Source organism: Variovorax sp. W2I14 (assembly GCF_050435205.1).
In the GTDB taxonomy this organism is placed as follows: Bacteria; Pseudomonadota; Gammaproteobacteria; order Burkholderiales; family Burkholderiaceae_C; genus Variovorax; species Variovorax paradoxus_C.
The window spans coordinates 819,183-845,349 of record NZ_JBNDJX010000001.1 but is presented as its reverse complement, the minus strand read 5'-3'; the positions used below and the strand labels follow the sequence as shown (position 1 = coordinate 845,349).

The window sequence follows — 26,167 nt, the reverse complement described above, 5'->3', positions numbered from 1 at the left end:
CACGGCCGCCCGAAGGCGCTCGCCCCCTCGCTTGCGAGGGGGAAGGCGAAGGCGCGCAGCGCCGCAGCCTGGGGGAGCCATGAAAATTTCGACGCGCGCGGAGCGCATCGAGCCCTTCTATGTGATGGAGGTGGCGAAGGCCGCCGGCGCACTGGCGCGCGAAGTGGCCCACACGGACCGGCCGATGATCTTCCTGAACATCGGCGAGCCCGATTTCACCGCGCCGCCGCTGGTGCAAGAAGCGGCTCTTCGCGCCGTGCGCGCCGGCGCCACGCAGTACACGCAGGCGACTGGCCTCGACCACCTGCGCGAACGCATCAGCGGCTGGTACCGCGAGCGTTTCAACGTCGACGTGCCCGCCCGCCGCATCGTGGTGACGGCCGGCGCCTCGGCTGCATTGCAGCTCGCATGCCTCGCGCTGATCGAATCGGGCGACGAGATCCTGCTGCCCGATCCGAGCTACCCCTGCAACCGCCACTTCGTGAGTGCGGCGGACGGCAAGGCGGTGCTCATCCCGACCACGGCCGAAGAGCGCTTCCAGCTCACCGCCGCCAAGGTCGAGGCCGCCTGGACGGACAAGACGCGCGGCGTGCTGCTCGCCTCGCCCTCCAACCCGACCGGCACCTCGATCGCGCCCGACGAGCTGCGCCGCATCCACAAGGTCGTGTCCGACCGCGGCGGCATCACGCTGATCGACGAGATCTACCTGGGCCTCTCCTACGACGATACCTTCGGGCAGACCGCGCTGGCCATCGACGACAACGTCATCAGCATCAACAGCTTCAGCAAGTACTTCAACATGACCGGCTGGCGTCTGGGCTGGCTGGTGGTGCCCGAAGTGCTGGTGCCGGTGGTCGAGCGCCTCGCGCAGAACCTCTTCATCTGCGCGAGCACGGTGTCGCAGTACGCGGCGCTCGCCTGCTTCGAGGACGCGAGCATCGCCGAGTACGAACGCCGCCGCGCCGAGTTCAAGGCGCGCCGCGACTGGTTCATTCCGCAACTCGACGCCCTGGGCCTGAACGTGCCCGTGGTGCCCGATGGCGCCTTCTACGCCTGGGCCGACTGCACCAGCTTTGCCGAGAAGCTCGGCATCTCGGGCAGCTGGGATTTCGCCTTCGAGACCATGAAGCGCGCCCACGTCGCCGTGACGCCCGGCCGCGATTTCGGCACGGCAGAAACGGCGAAGTTCGTGCGCTTCTCCACCGCGAGCTCGATGGAACACCTGAAGGAAGCCGTCGAGCGTCTGCGCGCAATGGCCGAGAACCGGGCGCAATGAGCGCAGCGCAGGGCCGCCCCAAGCAAGCTCGCGCCGCAGTGCAAAGCACGGAGGCATGCCGATGAGCTACGCGTTTCCGATCCGCGTCTACTGGGAAGACACCGACGCCGGCGGCATCGTGTTCTATGCCAACTACCTGAAGTTCATGGAGCGCGGGCGCACCGAGTGGCTGCGCTCCCTGGGCGTCGAGCAGCGCAAGCTCAAGGAAGAAACCGGCGGCCAGTTCGTGGTGAGCGAAACGCAGCTCAAATACCATCGGCCCTCCCGGCTCGACGACGAACTGCTGGTCACAGCCGATCTTCAACAATTGGGCACTGCCTCATTGATAATCGGACAGCAAGTGCTATCAAAAACAGAGCAACAGAGAATCGGCGCCGCGGCACCGGTCTTGCTGTGCGAAGGCACGATCCGTATCGGGTGGGTGAATGCCGCCACTTTGCGTCCCGCACGCATCCCTTCCCGGGTTTCGGGAACCCTCGAGCGCTGCGGCGGCTCCATGACTCAACCTTTCAAGCCATGAACCAAGATCTATCCATCATCAACCTCCTGCTCCACGCCAGCTTCGTGGTGCAAATGGTCGTGCTGCTGCTCGTGATCGTCTCGATTGCCAGCTGGGCCGCGATCATCCGCAAGTACTTCGCGCTGCGGCGCATGCGCGCGCTGAACGACGACTTCGAGCGCGAGTTCTGGTCGGGCACCAGCCTCAACGAGCTGTTTGCCTCGGCCGCCCAGAACGCCAAGTTCGCGGGACCGATGGAGCGCATCTTCGCCTCGGGCATGCGCGAATACCAAAAACTGCGCGAACGCCATGTGAGCGACCCGGCCACGCTGCTGGACGGCGCCCGCCGCGCGATGCGTGCGAGCTTCCAGCGCGAACTCGATGCGGCCGAGCAGAACCTCTCGTTCCTGGCCACCGTCGGTTCGGTGTCGCCGTATGTCGGCCTCTTCGGCACGGTCTGGGGGATCATGCATGCCTTCACCGGCCTGGCCGCCCTCACGCAGGTGACGCTCGCCACCGTGGCGCCCGGCATTGCCGAAGCGCTGGTGGCCACCGCCATCGGCCTCTTCGCCGCGATTCCCGCGGTGGTCGGCTACAACCGCTTCGCCCGCGAGATCGACAAGATCGCCATCGCCTTGGAGACCTACATCGAGGAGTTCTCCAACATCCTGCAGCGCAACCTCTCGGCCAACCCGGGCGCGGCCGCCGCTGCAACCACGGTGGCTCCGGCCAACCGCTGAGCGGAGTTCGAGCGCATGCCCGCCGTTTCATCCCGGGGCCGCGGCCGCCGGACGATCAACGAGATCAACATGGTCCCGTTCATCGACGTGATGCTGGTGCTGCTGATCATCTTCATGGTCACAGCGCCGCTCATCACGCCGAGCGTGATCAACCTGCCCTCGGTCGACCGCGCCAACAAGCAGCCCGACAAGCCCATCGAGATCGTCATCAAGAGCGACGACGAAGTGCAGATCAAGAAGGACCCGTCCACCGGCAACACGGGCAGCACGTCCATCCCCATGACCCAGATCGGCGCTGCCGCCAAGCAGGCGCAGGGCGGCGACGCCCAGCGGCCGGTGGTCATCAGCGCCGACAAGTCGGTGAAGTACGAAACCGTCGTGAAGGCGATGAACCAGCTCAAGCGCAGCGGCATCGAGCGCGTGGGCCTGTCGGTCACGACCACGGGCGGCAAATAAGGCATGTCGCTCGCACTGGATCGCCCCGAGTTCGCGCCGCCGCCGCAGCGCGGCACGCCGCGCGCCGTCGTGCTCGCCCTCATCGCGCATGCGCTGCTGATTGCCGCGCTGACGTGGGGCGTGCGCTGGCGCAGCGATGCCGACGAAGGCGCTGTCGATGCGGAGCTGTGGTCCTCCACCGTGCAGCAGGCCGCGCCGCGCCTGTCCGCACCGGAGGCGCCGACACCCGCGCCCGCCCCGCCTCCGCCCGCTCCCACGCCACCACCGCCTCCGGCAGCCAAGGCGCCCGAGCCCGCACCCGCGCCGAAGGCCCCCGACATTGCCCTGGAGCGCGAGAAGAAGCTCAAGGAGCAGAAGGAACAGAAAGAGCGCGAGCTCGAGCAGCAGCAACAACAGCAAAAGAAGAAAGAGCTCGAAGCCAAGCAGCGCGCCGAAGACGACGCCCAGCGCAAGAAAGAACAGCAGCAAAAGCTCGCCGAGCAGAAGAAGCAGCAGGAAGCCGAAGCCAAGCAGGCCGAAGCCAAGAAGGCCGAGGCCGCCGCGAAACAGGCCGCCGCCGACCGCGCCGCCACGCTCAAGCGCATGCAGGGCCTGGCGGGCGCGAGCGGCGCCGACGACTCGAAGGGCACGGCCCTGCGGTCTTCGGGTCCGTCGAGCGGCTATGCCGGACGCATCGCCGCCGCCGTGCGCCCGAACATCACCTTCCCCGATGCCGACACGGTGAACGGCAACCCGGCGGCCGAGTTCGAGGTGAACCTCGCGCCCGACGGCACCATCGTCGGCGTGAAGCTCACGCGTTCCAGCGGCCTGCCCGCCTGGGACGAAGCGGCCGAGCGCGGCCTGCGCAAGACCGACAAGCTGCCGCGCGACACCGACGGGCGCATCTTCCCGTCGCTGATCGTCTCGCTCCGGCCCAAGCGCTGATTCGCGCCAGTTCCGGACGGCCTTTCGCAAGGCCGCCCGGAACTCCGTTGTTGCCACGCTGTCTACCCGCGCACAACAACAGCCGGGCTCCGTGCCCGCACAAGAGCGCAAGATGAAATCCACCGGTCGCATCCGCTACGGGAGCAGTCCGCTGCTCGCCAGTCCCACCCCCGTCTGGCGCAGCAAGTTCATCGTGGCCAGCATCGCCTTCGGCTTCGTGCTGCTGGCCGGCCGGGCCGCCTACATCCAGGTCTTCAACCACGACTTCTTCCAGCACCAGGGCGAGGTGCGCTACCAGCGCACGCTGGAGCTGCCCGCGAACCGCGGGCGCATCCTCGACCGCAACGGGCTGATCCTCGCCTCCGACATTCCGGCGCCCAGCATCTGGGCCATTCCCGAGGACATCGAGCGCGACGATCCCGCCGTGCAGGCCAAGTTGAAGCAGGCGGCCAAGCTGCTCGGCATGCAACAGAAGGAGTTCGACAAGAAGCTGGAGGACGAAGACAAGAGCTTCGTCTGGATCAAGCGCCAGGTCGATACCGCCGTCGGCAAGCAGATCGCCGAACTCGGCATCAAGGGCATCTACCTGCGCCGCGACTACCGGCGCCAATACCCCGAGGGCGAGGCTGCCGCGCATCTGGCGGGCTTCACCAACGTCGAGGACACGGGGCAGGAAGGCGTCGAGCTGGCCTTCAACAGCGAGCTGGCCGGCAAGGCGGGCTCGCGCCACGTCATCAAGGACCGCCTGGGCCACATCGTGGAGGACACCGAGGACCAGGTGCCGCCGACCGACGGCCACGACATCCAGTTGAGCATCGACGACCGCGTGCAGTTCGTCGCCTACGAGAAGATCCGCGACGCAGTGGTCGCCAACAAGGCCCGTGCCGGCAGCGTGGTGGTGGTCGATGCGGAAACGGGTGAGCTGCTCGCCATGGCCAACTACCCGAGCTACGACCCGAACGACCGCCACAACCTCACCGGCGAACAGCTTCGCAACCGCGCGATGACCGACGTGTTCGAGCCGGGCTCGACGATGAAGCCGATCACCATCGCCACCGCGCTGCAGCTCGGGCGCGTGACGCCGCAGACCATCATCGACACAAACCCCGGCCGCATCACCGTCACGGGCGCGACGATCCACGACGACGAGAACTTCGGCGTGCTCACGGTGCAGGGCGTGATCCAGAAATCCAGCAACGTGGGCGCCACCAAGATCTCGCAGCGCATGTCGGCGCAGGAAATGTGGAACTCGTTCACCGCGCTCGGCCTCGGCCAGAAGCCGCAGACGCCCTTCCCCGGCGCGGTGACCGGGCGCCTGCGGCCCTGGAAGTCGTGGCGGCCGATCGAGCAGGCCACCATGTCGTATGGCTACGGGCTCTCGGCATCGCTGTTCCAGATCGCGCACGCGTACACGGCCTTTGCGCACAACGGCGAAGTCATCCCGGTGGGCCTTTTGAAAAGCACGAACACCGAGCCGCCCGGCGTGCAGGTTTTCTCGCCGCAGGTCGCGAGCGAGGTGCGCAAGATGATGCACATGGCCGCCGCGCCCGGCGGCACCGCCCCGCTCGCGCAGACCGAGGGCTATTCGGTCGGCGGCAAGACCGGCACCGCGCACAAGCAGGTGGGCAAGGGCTATGCGAGCAACAAGTACCGCGCCTGGTACACCGGCATGTCGCCGATCGACAAGCCCCGCATCATCGTCGCGGTGATGATCGACGAGCCCGGCGCGGGCAAGTACTTCGGCGGGCTGGTCGCGGCGCCGGTGTTCAGCCAGGTGGTGCAGCAGACGCTGCGCATCCTGAACGTGCTGCCCGACCTGCCGGTGGCCTCCATGGCGCACTGATGGCGCATTGATGGCGCGCTGGTTCACCTCGCTCGTTTAGGATCGTCGGCACCTCATTGCCGGCGCTCCTGACATGGTCGATTTCCCTCCTGCCGTTCGCCTCGAAGACCTGACCCCGCTCCCCTACCAGCAGGCCCTGGCCGCCCACTTGCAGGCGAACGAGCCCGAAGTCTGGCGCTGGGCCGCCTCCGCCGAGGCGCGCGAGGAGCACGCCGCAGCCGTGCGCGCCGACCTGCTGCGCAATTCGTACCGGCTCGATGCCGATGCCCACCCCGAGCTGCATGCGCATTGCAACGCGGCTGTGCAGCGCCTGGGCATCACGGCGCGCGTGGCGCTCTACCAGGCGGGCGACGGCACGATGAATGCCACGCTCTTCTTTCTGCCGGGCGAGGCGCACATCGTGCTCTCGGGGCCGCTCATGGAGCGACTGCAGGGCGCCGAGCTGCAGGCCGTGCTCGGCCATGAACTCGCGCACTACCTGCTGTGGGAGCGCGACGGCGGCAAGTACCACGTGGTCGACCGCATCCTGCAGGCTGCGGCCGCCGATTCCCGTGCCGACGCGAGCCACCTGCATGCGGCACGGCGCTACGGCCTCTACACCGAGGCCTTTGCCGACCGCGGCGCCTGCATCGCCTGCGAGGCGCTCGAACCCGCTGTGACCGCGCTGGTCAAGGTTCAGACGGGCCTGAACCAGGTGAACGCAGCGAGCTATCTGCGGCAGGCCGACGAAATCTGCGCCGCGCCCGAGATCCAGACCCGCGGCACCAGCCACCCCGAGGTGTTCGTGCGGGCGCGGGCACTGCGGCTGTGGACCGAGCGCCAGCCCGGGGCCGACGAATGGCTGGCCGGCGCGCTCGAAGGCCCGCTGGATATCGCCACGCTCGACCTGCTCGGGCAGCAGCGCACCGATGCGCTGACGCGGGAAACCATCGCCCAGTTGCTGCAGCGGCCCTTCCTGCAATCCGATTCGCTGCTGGCGCATGCGCGCCGCTTCTTTCCGAACTTCGCACCGCCCTCGGCGCCCTTGCCGCCACCCGCACCAGTGCCGGCCGGCGTGCACGACTACCTCGCCAGCGTGCTGGTCGATTTCGTCGCCGCCGACCCCGACCTGGACGACATCACGCTCGCCGCCGCACTCGGCCTCGCCGAAGCGATGGGTTGCGCCACGCAACTCGAAGAGCGCGTGGTGAAGGACATGCGTTTTCCCAAGCGCAGCCTCACGCGCGTGAAGCGCGATGCCGCCACGCTGCTCGAAAAGGCAGCAGCTCAACACCTGCAAGCCGCCTCCGCATGAACGCTACCGTCGCTCCCCTGCTTCAACTGCTCGACACCGCCGACACCCACGGCGGCCTGCAGACCGACGATGTGCTCAGCCTCGTGCTGCCGCTGCTGCGCGAGGTGTCCGCATTGCATGAGCAAGGCAAGGTCGCCGCGCTCGGCAGCGCCTTCGCCTATCGCGTTGACGACACACCCGCCCTCGTCCTCGCCCAGCCCGAAGGCGCCGAGCCGCGCCAGAACCGCGCAGCCATCGCACCGCTGGAAGCGCCCGCCGCCTCCGTGCTGCGCGTGGTCGGCGAACACCGCGTGACGCTCGATGCCGACGAAGGTGTCTCGGTCGAGAACCTCGCGCTCATGGCCGATGCCGCGCCCGACGCGCTGCCCACGCGCCCCGTCTATCTGCCCGGCTACACCGCGTGGGAATTGCGATTCGCACATCACGACGCGCTGACCGACATCCTCTGCCTCGGCCAGGTGCTCGCCAGCCTTTCGTGCGGCCTCGACTTCACCGACAGCGAGGAACTCGGCCGCTTCGTCGCGAACCGCGCCAACCTCTTCGCCCTCAACCGCCGGCTGCATCCGGTGGTGGGCGCGGTGATCGGCGAGATGACCGCACTCGATCGCCACGAACGCGCGCGCGACCTGCCCTCGGTGATCCGCCGGCTCGAGACCTACCGCGACCAACCGCTGGATCTCGGCCTCGACCGCATCGCACCCGCGAAAGACGGTGCAGGCCAGCGCCGCCAGGCGATCCGCGTGCACCTGCGCGATCGCCTCTTCGATCTCTCGCGCCGCAACCGCCTGCTGCATTTCAAGCCGAGCCAGACGCATGTGAACCTCACGGTGGCGAGCGTGCCGCTGGTGGTCGACATCAAGAACATCCGCGTCGACCAGCTCTGCGTGTGGGACGGCCGCTTCGCGAGCGACATCGCCACCTGCGACCCGGTGCCGCTCGCGCGCTGGCTGCGCTTCGAAGACCAACCCTACCTGCCGGGCGCACTCGACCGCATCCTGCAGGAGGCGCGGCGCGACCGCTCCGAATACGGCTTCTCGCAGCTCTCGCTGGTGATCGTGTTCCTGCGCTGGCACAACCTGAAGGAAGGGGAAGCCGAGCGGGCCGAGCGCATCGCCTCGCCGCTCCTCATGCTGTCGGTCGAGCTCACCCGCAAGAAGGGCGTGAAGGACCAGTACCTGCTCGAAGCCGCAGCTAGCGAGGCGCAGGTGAATCCGACGCTCAGGCACCACCTGCGCCAGCTCTACGGCATCGTGCTGCCCGAGAGCATCGACCTGCGCGAAACCACCATCGAGCAGTTCCACGCCCAGCTGTCTGCGCAGATCGCGGCGACCGAGCCCGGCGTGCAGCTGCGGCTCGTGAAGCAGCCCGAGATCGAATTGATCCACCAGCGCGCCCGCCAGCGGCTCGAACAGTTCAAGCGGCGCACCCGCGTGCGCAACCCCGGCACGCAGCCGGTGGCGGCGCAGGACTTCAGCTATGCGAAGGACGACTTCCGTCCGCTCGGCCTGCAGCTCTATCACGCCAAGGTGCGGCCGGTTCCGCTGACGCTGCGCGATGCGGTCGGCGCGCGGCCCATGCCGCGCGCGCCGCAGATGGCGTCCACCACGGCGCAGACCGAACAGCAGACTTACTCGCTGCATGAAAGCACCGGCAATCCCTACCAGTGGGATGTCGACCTCACCTCGGTGACGCTCGGCAACTTCAACCACCGCAAGATGTCGCTGGTGCGCGACTACTCGGCACTGAGCGAATCGGAAATCGCGAGCGATGCCTTCGACCGCGTGTTCTCGCTGCAGCCGCGCCAGGTCGATGCCGAAACGCCCGCCGCCCTGCCGCTCGCCGACCAGTGGCCCGTGGTGCAAGCCGATGCCACGCAGACCGCCGCCGTGGCGCTCGCGCGCACCGGCACCAGCTACATCATCCAGGGGCCGCCCGGCACAGGGAAGTCGCAGACCATCACCAACCTCATCGCCGACTACGTGGGACGCGGGCAGCGCGTGCTGTTCGTCTGCGAGAAGCGGGCGGCCATCGACGTGGTGTTCCACCGGCTGCGGCAGCAGGGGCTGGACGAGCTGTGCTGCATGATCCACGACTCGCAGGGCGACAAGAAGGCCTTCGTGCAGAACCTCAAGAAGACCTACGAGCATTGGCTCGCGGCGCCCGAGGAACTGGACGCCGAAACCCGCGAGCGCACGCAACTCGTCGACACGATGGATGCCGACCTGAAGGCGTTGGAACGCTTCGACGCCGCGATGCGCGAAGTGCCCGAGCATTTGGCCGTGGCGGTGCGCACGCTGATGGCGCGGCTGATCGCGCTCAAGCCGCACGATCCCGCTTTGACACCGTTGCAGGCCGAGGCCCTGCCCGCTTTCGCTGCCTGGCGAAAACATGAGGACCTGGTTGCGCGCCTTCACCTCGCGGTCACCGAAAGCCTGGGCGTGCCGTATCTGTCGGCGCATGCGTTCGCGCAACTCGCGCCCGTGTTGCTGCGGCAGGAGCGGCCGCTTGCACGATTGGTCGAGCTCAGCGACCGCGCGGCGGAACAGACCGGTCCGCATCGGGATGCGTTGACCGACGCTTGGCCGCCCCTGGGCGATGCGCCCACGCTCTGGGGCGACGCGCTGGCCGTGGTGGCCGATGCTCGCCGCGTGGCCGCGCTCGCCGCGCGCGGGCATCTCTCGCTGCTCGACACCGCGCACCCGACGAGCCTCGCGTTCGGCGAGGCGATGGCGCAGCGCCGCGCGCTGCAGCAAGTCCTGAACGAAGCCGCAGCACGCACCAGCCATTGGAAAGACAAGTTCTCGCCGAGCGACACCGAAGCCGGCCTCGCCCAGGCCAAGGTGCAGCAAAGCTCCTTGCTGCGCTGGCTCCAGCCGTCGTGGTGGCGGCTGTCGGGCGAACTCAAGCGCCGCTACGACTTCGCCAAGCACGCCGTCCGCCCGCAGCCGAGCCAGGTGCTCGAAGAACTGCTGGCCGAGCACACGGCCCGCGCGGCGGTCGGCAAGCAAACCGCGGAGATCGAAGCCACCTACGGCTGCACCGACCCTGACGACTTCGTGCAGCAACTCGACGCCCTGCGCCGCGGCGATGCGACGGGCACCGGCGTGCGCGCGGCCTTCCACGCGCACCTGCGCACCGAACCCGGCGCGAGCCGCAACGTCGAACGGCTGGCCGCCCTCGGCGAACGCACCGACGCGCTCGATGCCCTGTGGCACGACCTGCTCGACGACCCGGCCGCACAACCGCTGGCTTCCCTCGAAGCACTTGCCCGCACGCTGCGCGAACAGGCCGACACCCTGCCGACCGTGCTGCCGCACCTGCAGGAACTGGCCGATGCCGACCCTGCCTTGGCCAAGGCCCTGCGCACGCTGACGCTTGCACCCGACGCCATCGAATACGCCGTCGCGCGCGAAGGCCTGGAGCGCGTCTACCGCACCGAGCGCTGGCTGCCGCGCTTCGACAGCGCCGCGCTCGCGCGCCATGCGCAGCGCCTGGCCGAGGGAGAGCGCAAGCTGCTCGATCGCAATGCCCGCACGCTCGCCGCCGCGGTGCGCCAGCGCTTTCGGGAGCACGTGCGCACCAGCGCCCTCCCCGCGAGCCAGCTCGACGCCGGCGGCAAGCTCTTCAAGAAGAGCTACAACGCGGGCCGGCGCGAGCTCGAGCACGAGTTCGGCAAGACCATGCGCTACAAGGCGATCCGCGAACTCGCCTCGGGCGAGACCGGCCAGGTGGTGCGCGACATGAAGCCGATCTGGCTCATGAGCCCGCTCTCGGTGTCCGACACGCTGCCGCTCGCGGCCGACCTCTTCGACGTGGTGATCTTCGACGAGGCGAGCCAGATCCCGGTGGAAGAAGCCGTGCCCGCGCTCTACCGCGCGCCGCAGATCATCGTGGTGGGCGACGAGATGCAGTTGCCGCCGACGAGCTTCTTCTCCTCGGGCCGCGACCCCGAGGACGACACCGTCTCGGTCGAAGACGAAGGTGACCGCATCGCCGTGGTGCTCGATGCCGACAGCCTTTTGAACCAGGGCGCGCGCAACCTGCCGGCCACGCTGCTCGCCTGGCACTACCGCAGCCGCTACGAGTCGCTGATCGGTTTTTCGAACGCGGCCTTCTATGCGGGCAACCTCTTCACCATTCCGGACCGGAGCCTGCCTTCGGACGCGCGCGACGAGATCCTCGTGCAGTCGCGCACGCCGACCGAAGAATCAGTCGCCGCGAATGTAGACGCCCTGCTCTCTCGCGCCATCAGCTTTCACCGCGTGACCGATGCGGTGTACGAGAACCGCATCAACGACGGCGAGGCGCGCCACATCGCGCAGCTGGTGCGCGAGCTGCTGAAACGCGAGACCGGGCGCAGCCTGGGCATCGTCGCGTTCTCCGAGGCGCAGCAGACCGAGATCGAAGCCGAACTCGATGCGCTGGGCGCCATCGACACCGACTTCGCCGCGCGCCTGGAAGCCGAGTACGTGCGCGAGGAAGACGACCAGTTCTGCGGCCTCTTCATCAAGAACCTGGAGAACGTGCAGGGCGACGAGCGCGACATCATCATTTTGAGCATCTGCTACGGCCCGAACCCCGAGGGCCGCATGCTGATGAACTTCGGCCCGATCAACCAGCGCGGCGGCGAGAAGCGGCTCAACGTGATCTTCAGCCGCGCGCGGCATCACATGGCCGTGGTCTCGACGATCCGCCACGAGGCGATCACCAACGACCACAACGAAGGCGCCGCGGCGCTCAAGCAGTTCCTGCGCTATGCGGAGTGTTTGTCGCGCGGCGATTCGGCGACGGCGCGGCGCGTGCTCGAAAGCATGAACCCGCTCACGCGGACCAGCGGTGCGCAGCACGCGCGTGCGGACGAGGTGACGGCGCAGCTCGCGGCCGCGCTGCGTGCGCGCGGCCATGCGGTCGACGAACAGGTGGGACAGTCACGCTTTCGCTGCGACCTCGCGCTGCGTGCGCCGGAGGCCGGGCACTACGCGCTGGGCATCCTCGTGGACACCGCGACGCACTACGAGAACCGCAACGTGCTCGAGCGCTATGTCTCGCGCCCGCGCGTGCTCGATGCGTTCGGATGGCAGGTGGTGCAGGTGCTCGCCAAGGACTGGCTGCACGCGCCGGAGGCCGTGCTCGAGCAGATCGAGTCGGCGCTCCGGAAGAAAGGCAAGAAGGCAGCGGCGGAAGAACCCGCCGCCGCCGAGGTCATCAGCGCACCAGGCTCAGCCGCTTGACGTCCAGCTCGGCCTTGTTGCCGACGAGGTCCTTGTCGAACTCGCCCGTGATCTCGACGCGCACCTTGTCGTCGATCTTCACGCCGGCCGGGAAGTGCTTGGCATCGATCTCCACCTTCATGCGGCCGCTGTCGTCGGCAAAGGTGTAGTGCTCGCCGCCGTCATGCGAGACGATGAAGCCGCGCAGCGTGGCGTGCTGGTCGTCCTTGCCGGTGTCCAGCAGTTGCTTGACCGTCATCGTCGGCACGGTGCTCGGGCCGGCGTACTGAGCGAAGGCGGTCGACATCGCCAGCGACATGCCGAGCGCGAGCGCGGCGGTCTTCAGGGTTTTGGTCTTGGTATGGGTATTGGTCATGGCCATCGTTCCTCCTTGAACGGCTTGGTTGTGAAGAAACAGATGGACGCCGGAGGCGCCCAAATGTTCCACGACCCTCGAAACCCAGGGGCCATTCACTCGTAGACGATCAGCGCCTTGCCCGCCTCCGCCTGGGCCGTCCAGCTCGCGAGCGCGGCATCGGTCGGGAAGAACTTGGCGCGCTCGCCCAGCTGCAGCTCGACCTGCGCGCCGCCGCGCGCCATCGACAGGCGCACCGGCAGGCCTTGCACGAGGTCGCCGACTTCCGTCTGCTCGGTGCGCGGCGGAAAGTCCTTCACCAGCCGCGCGATGTCCGGCGCCTTGCCATTGACCGCCACGCGCAGGAACTTGCCGAAGCGGCAGCGCGCCGTCGCGAGGTCCCACACCTGCTGCACCTGGAAGCGCGCCTCGAAACCGCCGCGCGCGGGTTGCAGCCGGCCGCTCACGATCACGAGCTCGTCGTCTTTCAGCGTGTTGCGGTTGGCGTTGATGAGCGCCTCGTCGGCCGTCGCGTCGATGGACTCCGACTTGTCGTCGAGCTTGAAGATCGCGAGCCGTCCGCGCTGCCCGTTGATCACGCGGAAGTCGCTCACGATGCCCGCGATGACCTGCTGGTCGCGGCTGTCGAGCAGGTCGCCGATCTCGCGCTTGCAGAAGCGCCGCACCTCGTGCGAGACCTCATCGAACAGATGGCCCGACAGGTAGAAGCCGATGGCGGTTTTTTCGAGCGTCAGCCGCTCCTTCACACCCCACGGTGTGGCGTCGACCAGATCGGGTTCGGCCGTGGCCGAGCCGTGCTCCGCGTCTCCGAAGATGTCGACCTGCGCAGCATTGGCGGCCGTCGCGCTGGCGAATTCGAAGGCGCGGTCCACCGAGGCGATCAACGCCGCGCGGTTCTGCTGGATCGCATCGAACGCGCCGGCCTTGATGAGCGCCTCGACCGTGCGCTTGTTGATGCGCTGGCGATCGATGCGCACGCAGAAATCGAACAGGCTCTTGAACGGCCCGCCCTCTTCGCGCGCCCGCACCACGGCCTCGACCGCGAGCTGGCCCGTGCCCTTGACGGCACCCAGGCCGTAGCGGATCACCTTGTCGGTGACCGGCTCGAAGCGGTAGTTGCCGCGGTTCACGTCCGGCGGCTCGAAGGTGATGCCGAAGTTCTTCTGGGCGTCTTCGAACAAGAGCTTGAGCTTGTCCGTGTCGTCCATTTCCACGGTCATGTTGGCGCAGAAGAATTCGGCCGTGTAGTGGACCTTGAGCCAGCCCGTGTGATACGCGAGCAGCGAGTACGCGGCGGCGTGCGACTTGTTGAAGCCGTAGCCCGCGAACTTCTCCATCAAGTCGAAGATTTCGTCGGCCTTGTCCTGCGGAATGCCGTGCGTGGCGAGCGCGCCCGCGCGGAATTTCTCGCGGTGCTCGGCCATCTCCTCGAGCTTCTTCTTGCCCATCGCGCGGCGCAGCAGGTCGGCGCCGCCGAGCGAGTAGCCGCCCAGGATCTGCGCGGTCTGCATCACCTGCTCCTGGTAGACCATGATCCCGTAGGTCTCCGAGAGCATCTCGGCCACGGCCGGGTGCGGGTACTCGACCTCTTCGCGGCCGTGCTTGCGCGCCACGAAGCTGGGAATCAGGTCCATCGGGCCCGGACGGTACAGCGCGTTCAGCGCGATCAGGTCTTCCAGGCGCGTGGGCCGCGCATCCTTCAGCATGCCCTGCATGCCGCGGCTTTCAAACTGGAACACCGCCTCCGTCTTGCCTTCGGAGAAGAGCCGGTAGGTGGCCGCGTCCTTGAGCGGAATGTTCTCGAACGCGAAGTTCTCCTGGCCCTTGTGGCGCGCGACGATGAACTCTTTGGCGATCTCCAGGATGGTGAGCGTGGCCAGGCCCAAGAAGTCGAACTTCACCAGGCCGATGGCCTCGACGTCGTCCTTGTCGTACTGGCTCACGGCCGAGTCGCTGCCCGGCTGCTGGTAGAGCGGGCAGAAGTCGGTGAGCTTGCCCGGCGCAATGAGCACGCCGCCCGCGTGCATGCCGATGTTGCGGGTCATGCCTTCGAGCTTCTGCGCGAGCTCGACCAGCATGCGCACTTCTTCTTCCTTCTCGATGCGCTGCGCGAGCTGCGGCTCCATCTCGATGGCGTAGTTGTTCTTGTCGCCCTCGATCTTTTTCTCGGGCGGGTACTGCAGCGTGACCGACATGCCCGGCTTGTTCGGAATCAGCTTGCTGATGCCGTCGCAGAACATGTAGCTCATGTCCAGCACGCGGCCCACGTCGCGGATGGCGGCGCGCGCGGCCATGGTGCCGAAGGTGGCGATCTGACTCACGGCGTTGCGGCCGTACTTGTCCTTCACGTAGTCGATCACGCGGTCCCGGTTGCCCTGGCAGAAGTCGATGTCGAAGTCGGGCATCGAGACGCGCTCGGGGTTCAGGAAACGCTCGAACAGCAGCTTGTATTCGAGCGGATCGAGGTCGGTGATCTTCAGCGCATAGGCCACCAGCGAGCCCGCACCCGAGCCCCGGCCCGGGCCCACGGGGCAGCCGTTTTCCTTGGCCCACTTGATGAAGTCGCCCACGATCAGGAAGTAGCCGGGGAAGCCCATGTTCAGGATCGTGTTGATCTCGAACTCAAGCCGTTCCACATAGCGCGGCCGCTCGGCATCGCGCTTGGCCGCGTCGGGGTAGAGATGCGCGAGGCGCACCTCCAGCCCTTCGAACGACTCTTGCCGGAAGAAGTCGTCGATCGGCATGCGCACGCCTTCGCTGACGAAGGGCGTCGGAAAGTCGGGGAGTTGCGGCTTGCCGAGCACCAGCGTCAGGTTGCAGCGCTTGGCGATTTCCACCGTGTTGGCCAGCGCGCTCGGCACGTCGGCGAACAGCGCCTGCATTTCGGCGGTCGACTTGAAGTACTGCTCTTCGGTGAACTTGCGCACGCGGCGCGGGTTGCCGAGGATCTCGCCTTCGGAAATGCACACGCGCGCCTCGTGCGCCTCGTAGTCCTGGCGTTCGGCGAACTGCACCGGGTGCGTGGCGACCACCGGCAGCTTCAGGCGGGCCGCGAGCTTCACGGCGGCGATGACATGCGGCTCGTCTTCGGGACGGCCCGCGCGCTGCAGCTCGATGTAGAAGCGGTGCGGGAACATGCCGGCCAGCTTCAGCGCCAGTTCGGCCGCGCGCTCGCCCTGGCCTTGCAGCAGCGGCACGCCCAGCGGCCCCGCCTGCGCGCCCGAGAGCGCGATCAGCCCGCCCGAAAGCTCTTCGAGCCATTCGAGCTTGCAGGCCGCCTGCGACTGGCCGCGGCCGACGTTCTGCGTCCAGGCGCGTGCGAGCAGTTCGGACAGGCTCAGGTAGCCCTCCATGTTCTGCACCAGCAGCACGAGGCGGGTGAGCACGCCGGGCTCCTTGCCCAGCCCTTCGATGAAGATTTCAGCGCCGATGACGGGCTTGACGCCCTTGCCCCGCCCCTGCTTGTAGAACTTGACCGCCCCGAACAGGTTGTTCAGGTCGGTGATGGCCAGTGCGGGCTGCTTGTCGGCAGCGGCGGCCTTGATGACTTCGTCGATCCGGTTGGTGCCGTCGACGACGGAAAATTCGGTGTGCAGGCGCAGGTGAACAAACATCCCGCCATTGTAGAAACCGGCACCTTCACGATGTGGGTTGGCAATCCCTAAATCGCCCCGCCGGCAAGGGAAAGACCGCGGCGGCCCGCATCCGGCCCGGCGGCGCCACCTAGAATCGCGCCCCGTGCAAGAGATCCTGAACATCGCGGCCTACAAATTCGTGGCCATCCACGACAGCCCCGAGCTGCGTGAAGACCTGCGTGCCCGCACCCAGGCGTTGGGCCTCATGGGCACCATCCTGCTGGCGCCCGAAGGTATCAACCTGTTTCTGGCGGGCACCGCCGACGCCATCCACACCTTCCTGGCCGACCTGCGCGCCGATGCGCGCTTCGCCGACCTCGAGACCAAGGAAAGCTGGTCCGAAACGCAGCCGTTCCGGCGCATGCTGGTGAAGCTCAAGCGCGAGATCATCCGCATGGACCATCCCGCCATTCAGCCGGCTGCCGGGCGCGCCCCGGGTGTCGACGCCCTCACCCTCAAGCGCTGGCTCGACCAGGGCCACGACGACGAAGGCCGCGAGATCGCATTGCTGGACACGCGCAACGACTTCGAGGTCGACGAAGGCACCTTCGACGGCGCGATCGACTGGCGCATCACCAAGTTCACCGAATTCCCGCCCGCGCTGAAAGCGCACCGCGCCGAATTCGAAGGCAAGACCGTGGTGAGTTTCTGCACCGGCGGCATCCGCTGCGAGAAGGCCGCGATCCTGATGCGCGAAGAAGGCGTGGAGCATGTGCTGCAGCTCGAAGGCGGCATCCTCAAATACTTCGAGGAAGTCGGCGGCGCGCACTACCACGGCGACTGCTTCGTGTTCGACGGTCGGCGCGCATTGGCGCCCGACCTGAGCGCACGCGCGGCCGATGCCAGCGCCCGCGCGTCGGAAGACATCGACCTGGGCCGCGGCCTGAAGAAATAACCGGCACCAAGCGGCACTCACCGGCAATCCCTCATGCGCATCCTCCTGGTCGAAGACGAACTGGACATGGCCTCCTGGCTCATCCGGGCGTTGACCCAGAGCGGCTTCGTCGCCGACCACGCGCCCGATGCGCGCACCGCCGAAGCCTTCATGGCCGGCACCGAATACGACGCCATCGTTCTGGACCTGCGCCTGCCCGACAAGCACGGCCTGAGCGTGCTGGCCGACATGCGCGATGCCGACGACCGCACGCCCGTGCTCATCCTCACCGCGCAGGGCGCGCTGCAGGACCGGGTGCGCGGCCTCAACCTCGGCGCCGACGATTTCCTCACCAAGCCCTTCGAGTTGGTCGAGCTCGAGGCGCGCCTGGCGGCACTGGTGCGGCGCAGCCGCGGCAAGCAGCATCCACGCCTTCAGTGCGCCTCGCTCTCGTACGACAGCGAGAGCCATGCCTTCACGCTGCGCGGCACGCTGCTGTCGCTCACGCCGCGGGAGCAGGCCGCGCTCACCGCGCTGCTGATGCGCAGCGGCGCGCCGGTCGGCAAGTCGCAGCTCTTCGCCAAGGTGTTCACCAACGACAGCACCGCGGGCCCCGACGCCATCGAGGTGGTGCTGCACCGCCTGCGCCGCAAGCTCGCGGACAGCGACGTGCGCATCGTCACCGTGCGCGGGCTGGGCTACATGCTCGAGGGCATTGCCGATGGACCCCCAGGCTCCGCCCCACCCGCCGCGGACTGAGCCGCAGCGCTTCGGCGTGCGCGCACGCCTGCTCGCGCTGCTGCTGCCGGGCATCGTCGCGCTGCTGGCGCTGGACAGCTGGAACGACTACCGCACGCTCACCGATTCGCTGGTGGTCGCCTACGACCAGAGCCTGCTCGAACCGGTGCAGGCGTTGGCCAACGGCATCGTGGTCGCGAGCGACGGCAGCGTGCGGGTGCAGGAGGCCTTCTCGGTGCAGGCGATGTTCGAGTCCACGCACCTGCGCTACAAGTACCTGCACGTCGGCGTGCAACGCATTCCCAAGGGCGGGACGCTCGATCCCAGCGCGCCCGAAGAAACGCTCATGGGCGTGCCCGGCCTGCCCCGCCCCGCACAAACGCCGGCCGACGGCACACCGGTGTTCTACGACGCGGTGCACGAGCAGCACCCGGTGCGCGTGGCCGCGCTGCGCCAGACGGTCTACGACAACACCCGCTCGGGCGCCGCCGCGTACAGCGTGCTGATCCAGGCCGCCGAGGGCACCGGCCCGCGCCTGCAGGCGCAGAACGAATCGCTCAGGCAGGAGCTGCTGCGCGACGCGCGCATGGTGCTGGTGATGGCCGTGCTGGTGTGGCTCGGCGTGGCCTGGACGCTGCGGCCGCTGGAACGGCTGCGCCGGTCGTTGCGCGAACGCCCGCGCGACGACCTGAAGCCACTCGACGCGAGCGGCGTGCCGCAGGAGGTGGTGCCGCTGGTGGACGCGGTCAACCACCACATCGCGGACCACCGGCGCATGGTCGCGGAGCAGTCGCAGTTTCTGGCCGATGCCTCGCACCAGCTGCGCACACCGCTGAGCATCCTGTCGATCCAGGCCGGCTACGCGGTGCGCGAGACCGATCCGGCGCGCATGCGCGAATCGCTGCACGCGATCGTCGCGCAGCTCGCGCGCACGCGGCGCCTGAGCGAGCAATTGCTGGCGCTGGCGCATGCGACGACTGAAGAGGAAATAGCTGGCGGCACCGAGCCCGCGGTGGTCGACCTCAGCGACATCGCGCGCGCCGTGGTGCTGCAGTACCTGCCGCTCGCACGCGAGCACGACCAGGACCTGGGCTGGGTCGATGCGCGCGGCGAACCGGAAGACGAAGACGAGCCGCCGCCCCTGCCGGTGAAGGCCAACGGCGCCGAGCTGCACGAGGTGCTCGCGAACCTTGTGCACAACGCCATCAAGTACACGCCGCGCGGCGGCAACATCACGGTGACCGTGCGGCGCGAGGCCTCGCATGCACTGGCCGAGGTGTGCGACAGCGGCCCGGGCATTGCGCCCGAGCGGCGCGACAGCGTGTTCGAGCGCTTCCATCGCGACCCGTCAACCGACGCCGCCACAAAGGGCGCGGGCCTCGGCCTCACCATCGCGCGCAGCTATGCGCGGCGCAACGGCGGCGAGATCGAACTCGACAGCGCCGACATGCCGGAGAGCGCCAACGGCGGCGGTCTCCGCGCGATCCTGAAGCTGCCGCTGGCGGTCGGTTCCTCTTAGGGTTTTCGCGGGTAGCGCTGTAAGCAATTACACGTATTTTGAGCTTCGCGGGCCCTCCGAAGCCTTCGTCGAAAGGCGATTGAAAGCCTCGATTCCTAGACTGCGCTCCTTCCAAATCGAAGGAGACTCAATGCACCCGCACGGTGAAGATCCGGCCTCGCACGCGCTTCGGCCCGCCCCCAAATTCAAGAAGGATTACTACGGCGGCGCGTTGCTCGTGGTCATCGGCCTCGCGGCCGTCTATGCCGGTGTCGGCTACCGCGTCGGCGAGCTGGCGCACATGGGACCGGGCTTCTTCCCGGTGGCCCTCGGCGGCCTGCTCGCGCTGACCGGCCTGCTCATCGCCCTGTCCGCGCGCGGCGACAAGCCCTCGAGCGGCGAAGAGGCCGCTTCGCACGGCCATCCGGGCGGCATGCCCGACCTGCGCGGCGGCATCTGCATCATCGTGGGCATCCTGTCGTTCCTGCTGCTGGGCGAATACGGCGGCCTGCTGCCGGCGACCTTTGCGATCGTGTTCATCTCGGCGCTCGGCGACCGCGACAACACGCTGACCGAGGCGCTGCTGCTGGCGCTTGCGATGTGCTTCATCGCGGTGGTGGTGTTCTGGTGGGCGCTGAAATTGCAGCTGCCGTTGTTCCAGTGGGGAGGCTGAAATCATGATCGGTCAATCGCTCCACGACCTCTGGTTCGGCTTCGGCGTCGCGTTCCAGGGCTCCAATCTCCTGTGGTCGTTCTTCGGCGTGCTGGTGGGCAACCTCATCGGCGTGCTGCCGGGCATGGGCGCGCTGCAGGCCATCTCGATCCTCTTGCCGCTCACCTACGCGATGCACCCGGTGCCCGCGATCCTGATGCTGGCGGGCATCTTCTACGGCTCGCAGTACGGCGGTGCCATCGGCGCCATTTTGATGAACATGCCCTCGCACCCGCCGCATGCGGTGACGTGCCTCGATGGCTACCCGATGACCAAGCAGGGCAAGGGCGGCGTCGCGCTCGGGGTGACGATGATCGCCTCGTTCTTCGCGGCCTCGGTCGGCATCATCGTGATGATCTTCGCCTCGCCGCTCCTGGTGCAGATCGCGTTCAAGTTCGGCCCGACCGAGATCTTCTCGATCATGCTGCTGGGCCTGCTTGCGGGCTCGACCATGTCGCGCGGCTCGCCGCTCAAGGGCGTGGCGATGACGATCTTCGGCCTCCTGTGCGGCGTGGTCGGCACCGACGTGAACAGCGGCAGCTTCCGCTTCGCATTCGGCCTGCCCGAGCTGAGCGATGGCCTCGAACTGGTGGCCATCTCGATGGGCCTCTTCGGCGTGGCCGACTTCCTGCTCAACGTGAACCGCATGAAGGCCATCGGCGACACCGGCACGCTCAAGCTGAGCGACATGCGACCGAGCAAGGAAGAACTGAAGCGCGCCTTCCCCGCGATGATCCGCGGCACCATCGTGGGCACCGTGTTCGGTGCCATGCCCGGCACCGGCCCGACCATCACCACCTTCATCGCCTACGCGCTGGAGCGCAAGGTGTCGAAGACGCCCGACAAGTTCGGCACCGGCATGATCGAAGGCGTGGCCGGCCCCGAGGCCTCGGCGCATTCGAAGACGCAGGTCGACTTCATCCCGACGATGAGCCTCGGTATTCCGGGCGACGCGGTGATGGCGCTGATCCTCGGTGCGCTGCTGATCCAGGGCATCCAGCCCGGCCCGCAGCTCATCACCGAGCATCCGGACATCTTCTGGGGCCTGATCGCCTCGTTCTGGATCGGCAACGTGATCCTGGTGATCCTGAACGTGCCGATGATCGGCGTGTGGGTGAAGCTCCTGAAGGTGCCTTACAAGTACCTGTTCCCTGCCGCGATGTTCTTCATTGCGACCGGCGTGTACAGCACGCAGAACAGCCTGTTCCAGATCTGGGAAGTGCTGGTGTTCGGCATCGTCGGCGCCGTGCTGATGACGCTGGAGTTCTCGGTCGCGCCGATCCTGCTGGGCTTCGTGCTCGGGCCGATGGTGGAAGAAAACTTCCGCCGCGCGCTGCTGCTCTCGCGCGGCGACATGTCGGTGTTCGTCACACGGCCGATCAGCGGCACCTTCATCGGGTTGTGCGTGCTGCTGCTGGCCGGCGTGGGCTTCTCGGCATGGCGCGGTCGCGCGGGCCGCAAGGCGATGATCGAACTGCCGAAGGCGCCCGATGGTGCGCCGCCTGCGGAGGCCGTCTCGATCGGCGGCAAGTAAGCCTCAGGCGAGAAAAGAAAAAGGGTCCGACCAGTCGGACCCTTTTTTTCGTTGGCGCTTCTTTCTACTTGAGCTTCTGCGCGAACGCCAGCATGCGCTCGCCGTCGGCGTCGGTGAACACCACCGCCGGCGTGAGGCCCACATAGCGCCCGCCTTCGTGCGGCCGGGCCTCCACGAGCTGCAGGCCGACGAGCTTGCCGCTCTTGACGTAGCGCGTCTCGATGTAGATGCCCGTCTGGCCCTTCTTGTTGATCGGCAGTTGCGCGACGGCGGCGTAGTCGTCGGTCTTGAGCAGGTGCGTGATGCGGTCCTTCAGGTGGAAGTCGTACCAGGCCTGTTCATAGACCATCGACTCGCCGGTCTGCACATGCTTGAGCATGATCACCAACTGCCGCTTGAAGAGCTTGAGCTCCTTCATGAGGAACTCGAAAAGATCGCCGTATTCGCCCGGTGCAACCTCGGGGGTTCGGAAAACTGCCATGTGCCTTGCTCCCTTTCTGGGGATGTCGTTGGGACGGCGATCCCCTCGATCGCCGTTTGCGGGGCGCAGCTTACTACCCGTGTGTGAAGGTGAGTTCGGGGCGGCGATCACGCCCTGGACAAAGAAAGACCAGAGATCAGACAGGCGTAGTGCCCGTATCCGGCTCGCGCACGCCAAAAGGCTTGCCCGGCAGCGGAATGAATTCGGTCTCGCCGGGCACATAGCCCATGCGTTGTGCGGCCCAATCGGCACCAGCTTCGAGAATCCGCTCGCGCCGGCTCGAAACGAAATTCCAGGTGATGTAGCGCGGACCGTCGAGCGGCGCGCCGCCGATCACCATCAGGCGCACGGCAACTTCGGACGTCAGCACCGCGCCCTGCCCGTCGGGCAGCACCGCCATCGTGTGCGCAGGAATCGCCTCGCCATTGACGCTCGCATCGGCATCGACGGCGTAGATGGCCAGCTCGGGCGCCATCGCAGGCAGCTCGAAGCGGCCACCCGCAGGCAAAGCGATGTCGAGGTAGACCGTCTGCACCAATGTCTTCACGGGGGAGCGCTGGCCGAAGGCCTCGCCCACCAGCACGCGCACATGGGCGCCCTGCTCCACCACTTCGGGGATGGCGCTGGCCGCCGTGTGCTCGAAGCTCGGCTCGACCTCTTCATGCGCCTGGGGCAACGCGGCCCAGAGCTGCAGCCCGTGGTTCACGTAGGTGTCGGCCTTCAGGCGCTCGGGCTTGCGTTCGGAGTGCACGATGCCGCGCCCCGAGGTCATCCAGTTGATCGCGCCGGGCAGGATCTCCTGCACGCTGCCGAGGCTGTCGCGATGCATCATCGCGCCCTCGAAAAGATAGGTGACCGTCGCGAGGCCGATGTGCGGATGCGGCCGCACGTCGTGCTCGGTGCCGGGCTTCTCGGTGGCCGGTCCGAAATGGTCGAAGAACACGAAGGGCCCGACCGAGCGGCGCTGCGCGGCGGGCAGGAGGCGCCTCACGTTGAAGCCACCGCCCAGGTCTTTGTCGTGCGGTTGAAGCAGTTGGGGCAACTGAGTCTGGGCGTTGGTATCGGTCATCGTGGGCTCCGTGGGTGGCTGGGTTTTATCCGCGCGATCTTGCCACTGCGGCAATGCGCTCGCCGAACGCGCGGGCGGTATCGAAGTCGCCCTTGAACATCTCGGCCGGGCTCGCGTCCGATGGCGATTGCGTCAGCAGGCCGCCGTAGCCGCCCACATAGTTCATCGACTCGCGCGTGGCGGCCTTGTTGTTGGTCGGAAGGATCCCCATGCTGACCCAGATGCCGCTGTGCTGCATCGCGAGCGTCCAGAGATACGCCATGGTCGTGACCTTGTCGCCGTTCATGGTGGCACTGTTGGTGAAGCCGGCGAAGAGCTTGTCTTTCCAGCCCTGCGTGTACCAGACCTTCGACGACGCATCGGCGAATTTCTTGAACTGCCAGCTCACGCCGCCCATGTAGGTCGGCGAGCCGAAGACGATCGCGTCGGCCGCGGCCAGCGTCTCCCAGCCGCCTTCGGGCAGGTTGCCGTCGGCGTCGATGGCGAGCAATTGCGCGCCGGCGGATTCGGCCACGGCTTGCGCGATGCGTTGGGTGTGGCCGTAGCCGGAATGGAAGACGACAACGATGTTTGCCATGTTCGGGTGCTCCTTGTGTTGCGGTTCGGGGGTGGATCAGCGCTTGTCGATGCTGAAACGACCGGGGCCAAAAGCGGCGAAAGCGAGCAGGCCACCGGCAATCGCGATGTTCTTGTTGAAGTTGATCTGCTGCATCATCTTCATCGCATCGGGCACCGCCCAGTACTTGTGGAAGAACAGCGCGGTGGCCACGGTGAAGATCGCCATCGCAATGGCGGTCCAGCGGGTCTTGAAGCCCAGCAGCAGCGCGATGCCGAGGCCGAGTTCGACCACGATGGCGATCACGGCGGCCACTTCCGGCAATGGCAAGCCCACCGAGTTGATGTAGCCCACGGTGCCCGCGAAGCCCATGAGCTTGCCGATGCCGGCGGGGATGAACAGGTATGCGATCAGGATGCGGCCGATCAGCGCCAGGGTGTCCTGGGCAGCGTTGGGGGTGGTGGTGGTGGTTGCCATGGTTGAAAACTCCTCGGTTGTTGAAATAGAAACGGGACAGGGGAAAACAAAAAGCCGGGCGACAGGCGCCCGGCGGTGGATCAAGCGGTCAGGTCGAACACCAGCACTTCGGCATCCTTGCCGGCGCCGAGCGTCAGTTGCGATTCGCCTTCGAGCATCGCAGCGTCGCCGCCCACGAGCTTCTGGCCGTTCACTTCGAGCTCGCCGCGCACCAGGTGCACGTAGCTCTTGCGCGCCGGGTCGAGCGCGAGGCTGGCCTTCTCTTCACCGTCGAGCAGTCCGGCGAAGAGACGCGCATCGGCATTCACCTTCACCGAACCTTCGCTGCCGTCGGGCGACGCCACCAGGCGCAGCTTGCCGCGCTTCTCGGCATCGCTGAACTGCTTCTGCTCGTAGCCGGGTGCGATGCCGCGCACATTGGGCTCGATCCAGATCTGCAGGAAGTGCGTGGTCTCGTCCTTCTTGTGGTTGAACTCGCTGTGCATCACGCCGCGGCCGGCGCTCATGCGCTGGACGTCGCCCGGCGGAATGGATTCGATGTTCCCCATGCTGTCCTTGTGCGCCAGTTCGCCCGAGAGCACGTAGCTGATGATTTCCATGTCCTTGTGGCCGTGGGTGCCGAAGCCGGCGCCCGCCGCCACGCGGTCTTCGTTGATCACCCGCAGGTTGCCGAAGCCCATGTGGGCCGGGTCGTAGTAACCGGCGAAGGAAAAGCTGTGGAACGAGCGCAGCCAGCCATGGTCGGCATAACCGCGTTCCTGTGATTTACGGACTTGCAACATCGTCAAACTCCTTTTGGCCGTTCCCCGTGGGGATGTTCTGGCCTTCTTCGTATGCCGCGCCGGATGCGCAGCGGATGTGAAGAACTTTAGGCCCGCACCCCCGAGTGAAAAGCGCCTGGTTTTGATGGCATCATTCAAATTTTTTGATCAATCGATGGAGCCACCATGCCCAGCGCCAGAGACGTACTGACCCCCGACGCGCTCGCCATGCTGCAGACCGTGGCCAACACCGGCAGCTTTGCCGGCGCGGCGCGCGCGCTCAACCTCGTGCCGAGTGCATTGAGCTACCGGGTTCGGCAGATCGAGGATGCGCTCGACGTGCTGCTGTTCGACCGCAGCGCGCGCCAGGCCCGCATCACCGAGGCCGGCGCCGAGCTGCTGCGCGAATCGGCGCGCCTCTTGAACGAGATCGACGCGGTGGCCAACCGGGTGAAGCGCGTGGCCACGGGCTGGGAGCCGATGCTGACCATCGCGGTCGACAGCGTCATCGCGCGCGATCCGCTGCTCGACCTGGCCACCGCCTTCTTCGCGCTAGAGCCGCCCACGCGGCTCAAGCTGCGCGACGAAACGCTGCTCGGCACCATCGAGGCGCTGACCAGCGGCGAGGCCGATCTCGCCATCGGCGCGGTGCTCGATGCCGCGAGCCTCGCCTTCACGGCCACCGGAATCCGCAGCCGACCCATCGGCGAACTGTGCTTCGTGTACGCGGTGGCACCGCACCACCCGCTCGCGCGCCTGCCCGAACCGCTGACCGACGAAGTGCTGCGCCAGTACCGCGCGGTCGCCGCGGCCGACTCGGTGCGCAGCGGGCCGAGCATGACGGTGAATCTTGTCGGCGGGCAGGACGTGCTCACCGTGCCGAGCATGCAGTTCAAGCTCGCGGCGCAACTGCATGGGCTGGGCGGCGGCTTCCTGCCCGAGCCGATGGCGCGGCCGTACATCGAGGCGGGCCACCTCATCGAGCGCAAGACCGAGCGCACGCCGCCGCTCGGCACCATGCATTGCGCATGGCGCGTGCGCAGCGCGGGCGGGCCGGGGCGTGCGCTCGAATGGTGGCTCGCGCAGTTCGAGCACGAGGCCACGCGGCGCGCGCTGCTCGAGCGGCATCGGGGACGCTGAGGAAACACCTAAGGGTCAGTCCTCCTGCCGCCCTCGCAGACCGAGGTAGAGTGCGGACACATTCATCGTCTCCC

Annotated in this window: 21 protein-coding genes; 14 read left to right on the top strand and 7 right to left on the bottom strand. The window is 67.3% G+C overall.

Annotated features, from left to right (window positions below; genetic code table 11):
• Nucleotides 1–79 precede the first annotated feature (79 nt).
• The 8 genes from QF040_RS03970 to QF040_RS03935 all read left to right on the top strand — a co-directional run bounded on the left by QF040_RS03970 (nucleotide 80) and on the right by QF040_RS03935 (nucleotide 12,263).
• On the top strand, nucleotides 80–1,276 hold the full coding sequence (locus tag QF040_RS03970) for a pyridoxal phosphate-dependent aminotransferase (RefSeq protein WP_429609934.1): 1,197 nt from the start codon (nucleotides 80–82) through the stop codon (nucleotides 1,274–1,276).
• A gap of 61 nt (nucleotides 1,277–1,337) precedes the next feature.
• Nucleotides 1,338–1,796: a YbgC/FadM family acyl-CoA thioesterase gene (locus tag QF040_RS03965; RefSeq protein WP_429609933.1), complete on the top strand. Its 459-nt coding sequence runs from the start codon at nucleotides 1,338–1,340 to the stop codon at nucleotides 1,794–1,796.
• Nucleotides 1,793–2,515: a protein TolQ gene (gene tolQ / locus QF040_RS03960; RefSeq protein WP_013541940.1), complete on the top strand. Its 723-nt coding sequence runs from the start codon at nucleotides 1,793–1,795 to the stop codon at nucleotides 2,513–2,515. Before QF040_RS03965 ends, tolQ begins: the two co-directional genes overlap by 4 nt.
• Nucleotides 2,516–2,530: 15 nt before the next feature.
• The gene (locus QF040_RS03955; protein WP_206178787.1) at nucleotides 2,531–2,971 is read left to right on the top strand and encodes an ExbD/TolR family protein; all 441 of its coding nucleotides are present in this window, start codon (nucleotides 2,531–2,533) and stop codon (nucleotides 2,969–2,971) included.
• A gap of 3 nt (nucleotides 2,972–2,974) precedes the next feature.
• On the top strand, nucleotides 2,975–3,895 hold the full coding sequence (locus QF040_RS03950) for a cell envelope integrity protein TolA (RefSeq protein WP_306876925.1): 921 nt from the start codon (nucleotides 2,975–2,977) through the stop codon (nucleotides 3,893–3,895).
• Nucleotides 3,896–4,007: 112 nt separating this feature from the next.
• Nucleotides 4,008–5,738 carry a peptidoglycan D,D-transpeptidase FtsI family protein gene (locus QF040_RS03945; RefSeq protein ID WP_429609932.1) on the top strand — a complete coding sequence of 577 codons (1,731 nt, stop codon included), beginning with the start codon at nucleotides 4,008–4,010 and terminating at the stop codon, nucleotides 5,736–5,738.
• 73 nt (nucleotides 5,739–5,811) lie between these two features.
• Nucleotides 5,812–7,032 carry a SprT-like domain-containing protein gene (locus tag QF040_RS03940; protein WP_429609931.1) on the top strand — a complete coding sequence of 407 codons (1,221 nt, stop codon included), beginning with the start codon at nucleotides 5,812–5,814 and terminating at the stop codon, nucleotides 7,030–7,032.
• Nucleotides 7,029–12,263, top strand: a complete 5,235-nt coding sequence (locus tag QF040_RS03935) for an AAA domain-containing protein (RefSeq protein ID WP_429609930.1) — start codon at nucleotides 7,029–7,031, stop codon at nucleotides 12,261–12,263. The genes QF040_RS03940 and QF040_RS03935 overlap by 4 nt, the downstream gene beginning before the upstream one ends.
• On the opposite strand, the gene QF040_RS03930 is transcribed toward QF040_RS03935, so the two are convergent.
• Entirely contained in the window at nucleotides 12,238–12,618 is a 381-nt protein-coding gene (locus QF040_RS03930; RefSeq protein WP_307507915.1) for a YgiW/YdeI family stress tolerance OB fold protein, read from the bottom strand. The genes QF040_RS03935 and QF040_RS03930 overlap by 26 nt on opposite strands.
• A gap of 95 nt (nucleotides 12,619–12,713) precedes the next feature.
• Nucleotides 12,714–16,232 carry a DNA polymerase III subunit alpha gene (gene dnaE, locus QF040_RS03925; RefSeq protein ID WP_429609929.1) on the bottom strand — a complete coding sequence of 1,173 codons (3,519 nt, stop codon included), beginning with the start codon at nucleotides 16,230–16,232 and terminating at the stop codon, nucleotides 12,714–12,716.
• Between the two features lie 124 nt (nucleotides 16,233–16,356).
• On the opposite strand from dnaE, the gene QF040_RS03920 reads away from it, so the two are divergent.
• From QF040_RS03920 to QF040_RS03900, 5 genes are all read left to right on the top strand, one after another.
• Nucleotides 16,357–17,148, top strand: coding sequence for a sulfurtransferase (locus QF040_RS03920; RefSeq protein ID WP_307685145.1), 792 nt, complete (start codon nucleotides 16,357–16,359; stop codon nucleotides 17,146–17,148).
• 33 nt (nucleotides 17,149–17,181) lie between these two features.
• On the top strand, nucleotides 17,182–17,886 hold the full coding sequence (locus tag QF040_RS03915; protein ID WP_429609928.1) for a response regulator: 705 nt from the start codon (nucleotides 17,182–17,184) through the stop codon (nucleotides 17,884–17,886).
• Nucleotides 17,849–19,384, top strand: a complete 1,536-nt coding sequence (locus tag QF040_RS03910) for an ATP-binding protein (RefSeq protein WP_429609927.1) — start codon at nucleotides 17,849–17,851, stop codon at nucleotides 19,382–19,384. The genes QF040_RS03915 and QF040_RS03910 overlap by 38 nt, the downstream gene beginning before the upstream one ends.
• 130 nt (nucleotides 19,385–19,514) lie before the next feature.
• Complete coding sequence (locus QF040_RS03905) at nucleotides 19,515–20,036, top strand: tripartite tricarboxylate transporter TctB family protein (protein ID WP_013541951.1); 522 nt, start codon at nucleotides 19,515–19,517, stop codon at nucleotides 20,034–20,036.
• Nucleotides 20,037–20,040: 4 nt separating this feature from the next.
• Nucleotides 20,041–21,609, top strand: a complete 1,569-nt coding sequence (locus QF040_RS03900) for a tripartite tricarboxylate transporter permease (protein WP_429609926.1) — start codon at nucleotides 20,041–20,043, stop codon at nucleotides 21,607–21,609.
• Between the two features lie 64 nt (nucleotides 21,610–21,673).
• Here QF040_RS03900 and QF040_RS03895 read toward each other — a convergent pair whose 3' ends face one another.
• From QF040_RS03895 to QF040_RS03875, 5 genes are all read right to left on the bottom strand, one after another.
• On the bottom strand, nucleotides 21,674–22,090 hold the full coding sequence (locus tag QF040_RS03895; RefSeq protein WP_429609925.1) for a hypothetical protein: 417 nt from the start codon (nucleotides 22,088–22,090) through the stop codon (nucleotides 21,674–21,676).
• A gap of 136 nt (nucleotides 22,091–22,226) precedes the next feature.
• Entirely contained in the window at nucleotides 22,227–23,159 is a 933-nt protein-coding gene (locus tag QF040_RS03890) for a pirin family protein (protein WP_429609924.1), read from the bottom strand.
• A 25-nt stretch (nucleotides 23,160–23,184) separates the two neighbouring features.
• Nucleotides 23,185–23,736 (bottom strand): flavodoxin family protein, encoded by a 552-nt coding sequence (locus QF040_RS03885; RefSeq protein ID WP_013541955.1) that lies wholly within the window; start codon nucleotides 23,734–23,736, stop codon nucleotides 23,185–23,187.
• Nucleotides 23,737–23,772: 36 nt separating this feature from the next.
• Complete coding sequence (locus tag QF040_RS03880) at nucleotides 23,773–24,219, bottom strand: DoxX family protein (protein ID WP_429614610.1); 447 nt, start codon at nucleotides 24,217–24,219, stop codon at nucleotides 23,773–23,775.
• Between the two features lie 53 nt (nucleotides 24,220–24,272).
• Nucleotides 24,273–24,974, bottom strand: a complete 702-nt coding sequence (locus QF040_RS03875) for a pirin family protein (protein WP_013541957.1) — start codon at nucleotides 24,972–24,974, stop codon at nucleotides 24,273–24,275.
• A 165-nt stretch (nucleotides 24,975–25,139) separates the two neighbouring features.
• On the opposite strand from QF040_RS03875, the gene QF040_RS03870 reads away from it, so the two are divergent.
• Nucleotides 25,140–26,093, top strand: coding sequence for a LysR family transcriptional regulator (locus tag QF040_RS03870; RefSeq protein ID WP_013541958.1), 954 nt, complete (start codon nucleotides 25,140–25,142; stop codon nucleotides 26,091–26,093).
• Nucleotides 26,094–26,167 lie beyond the last annotated feature (74 nt).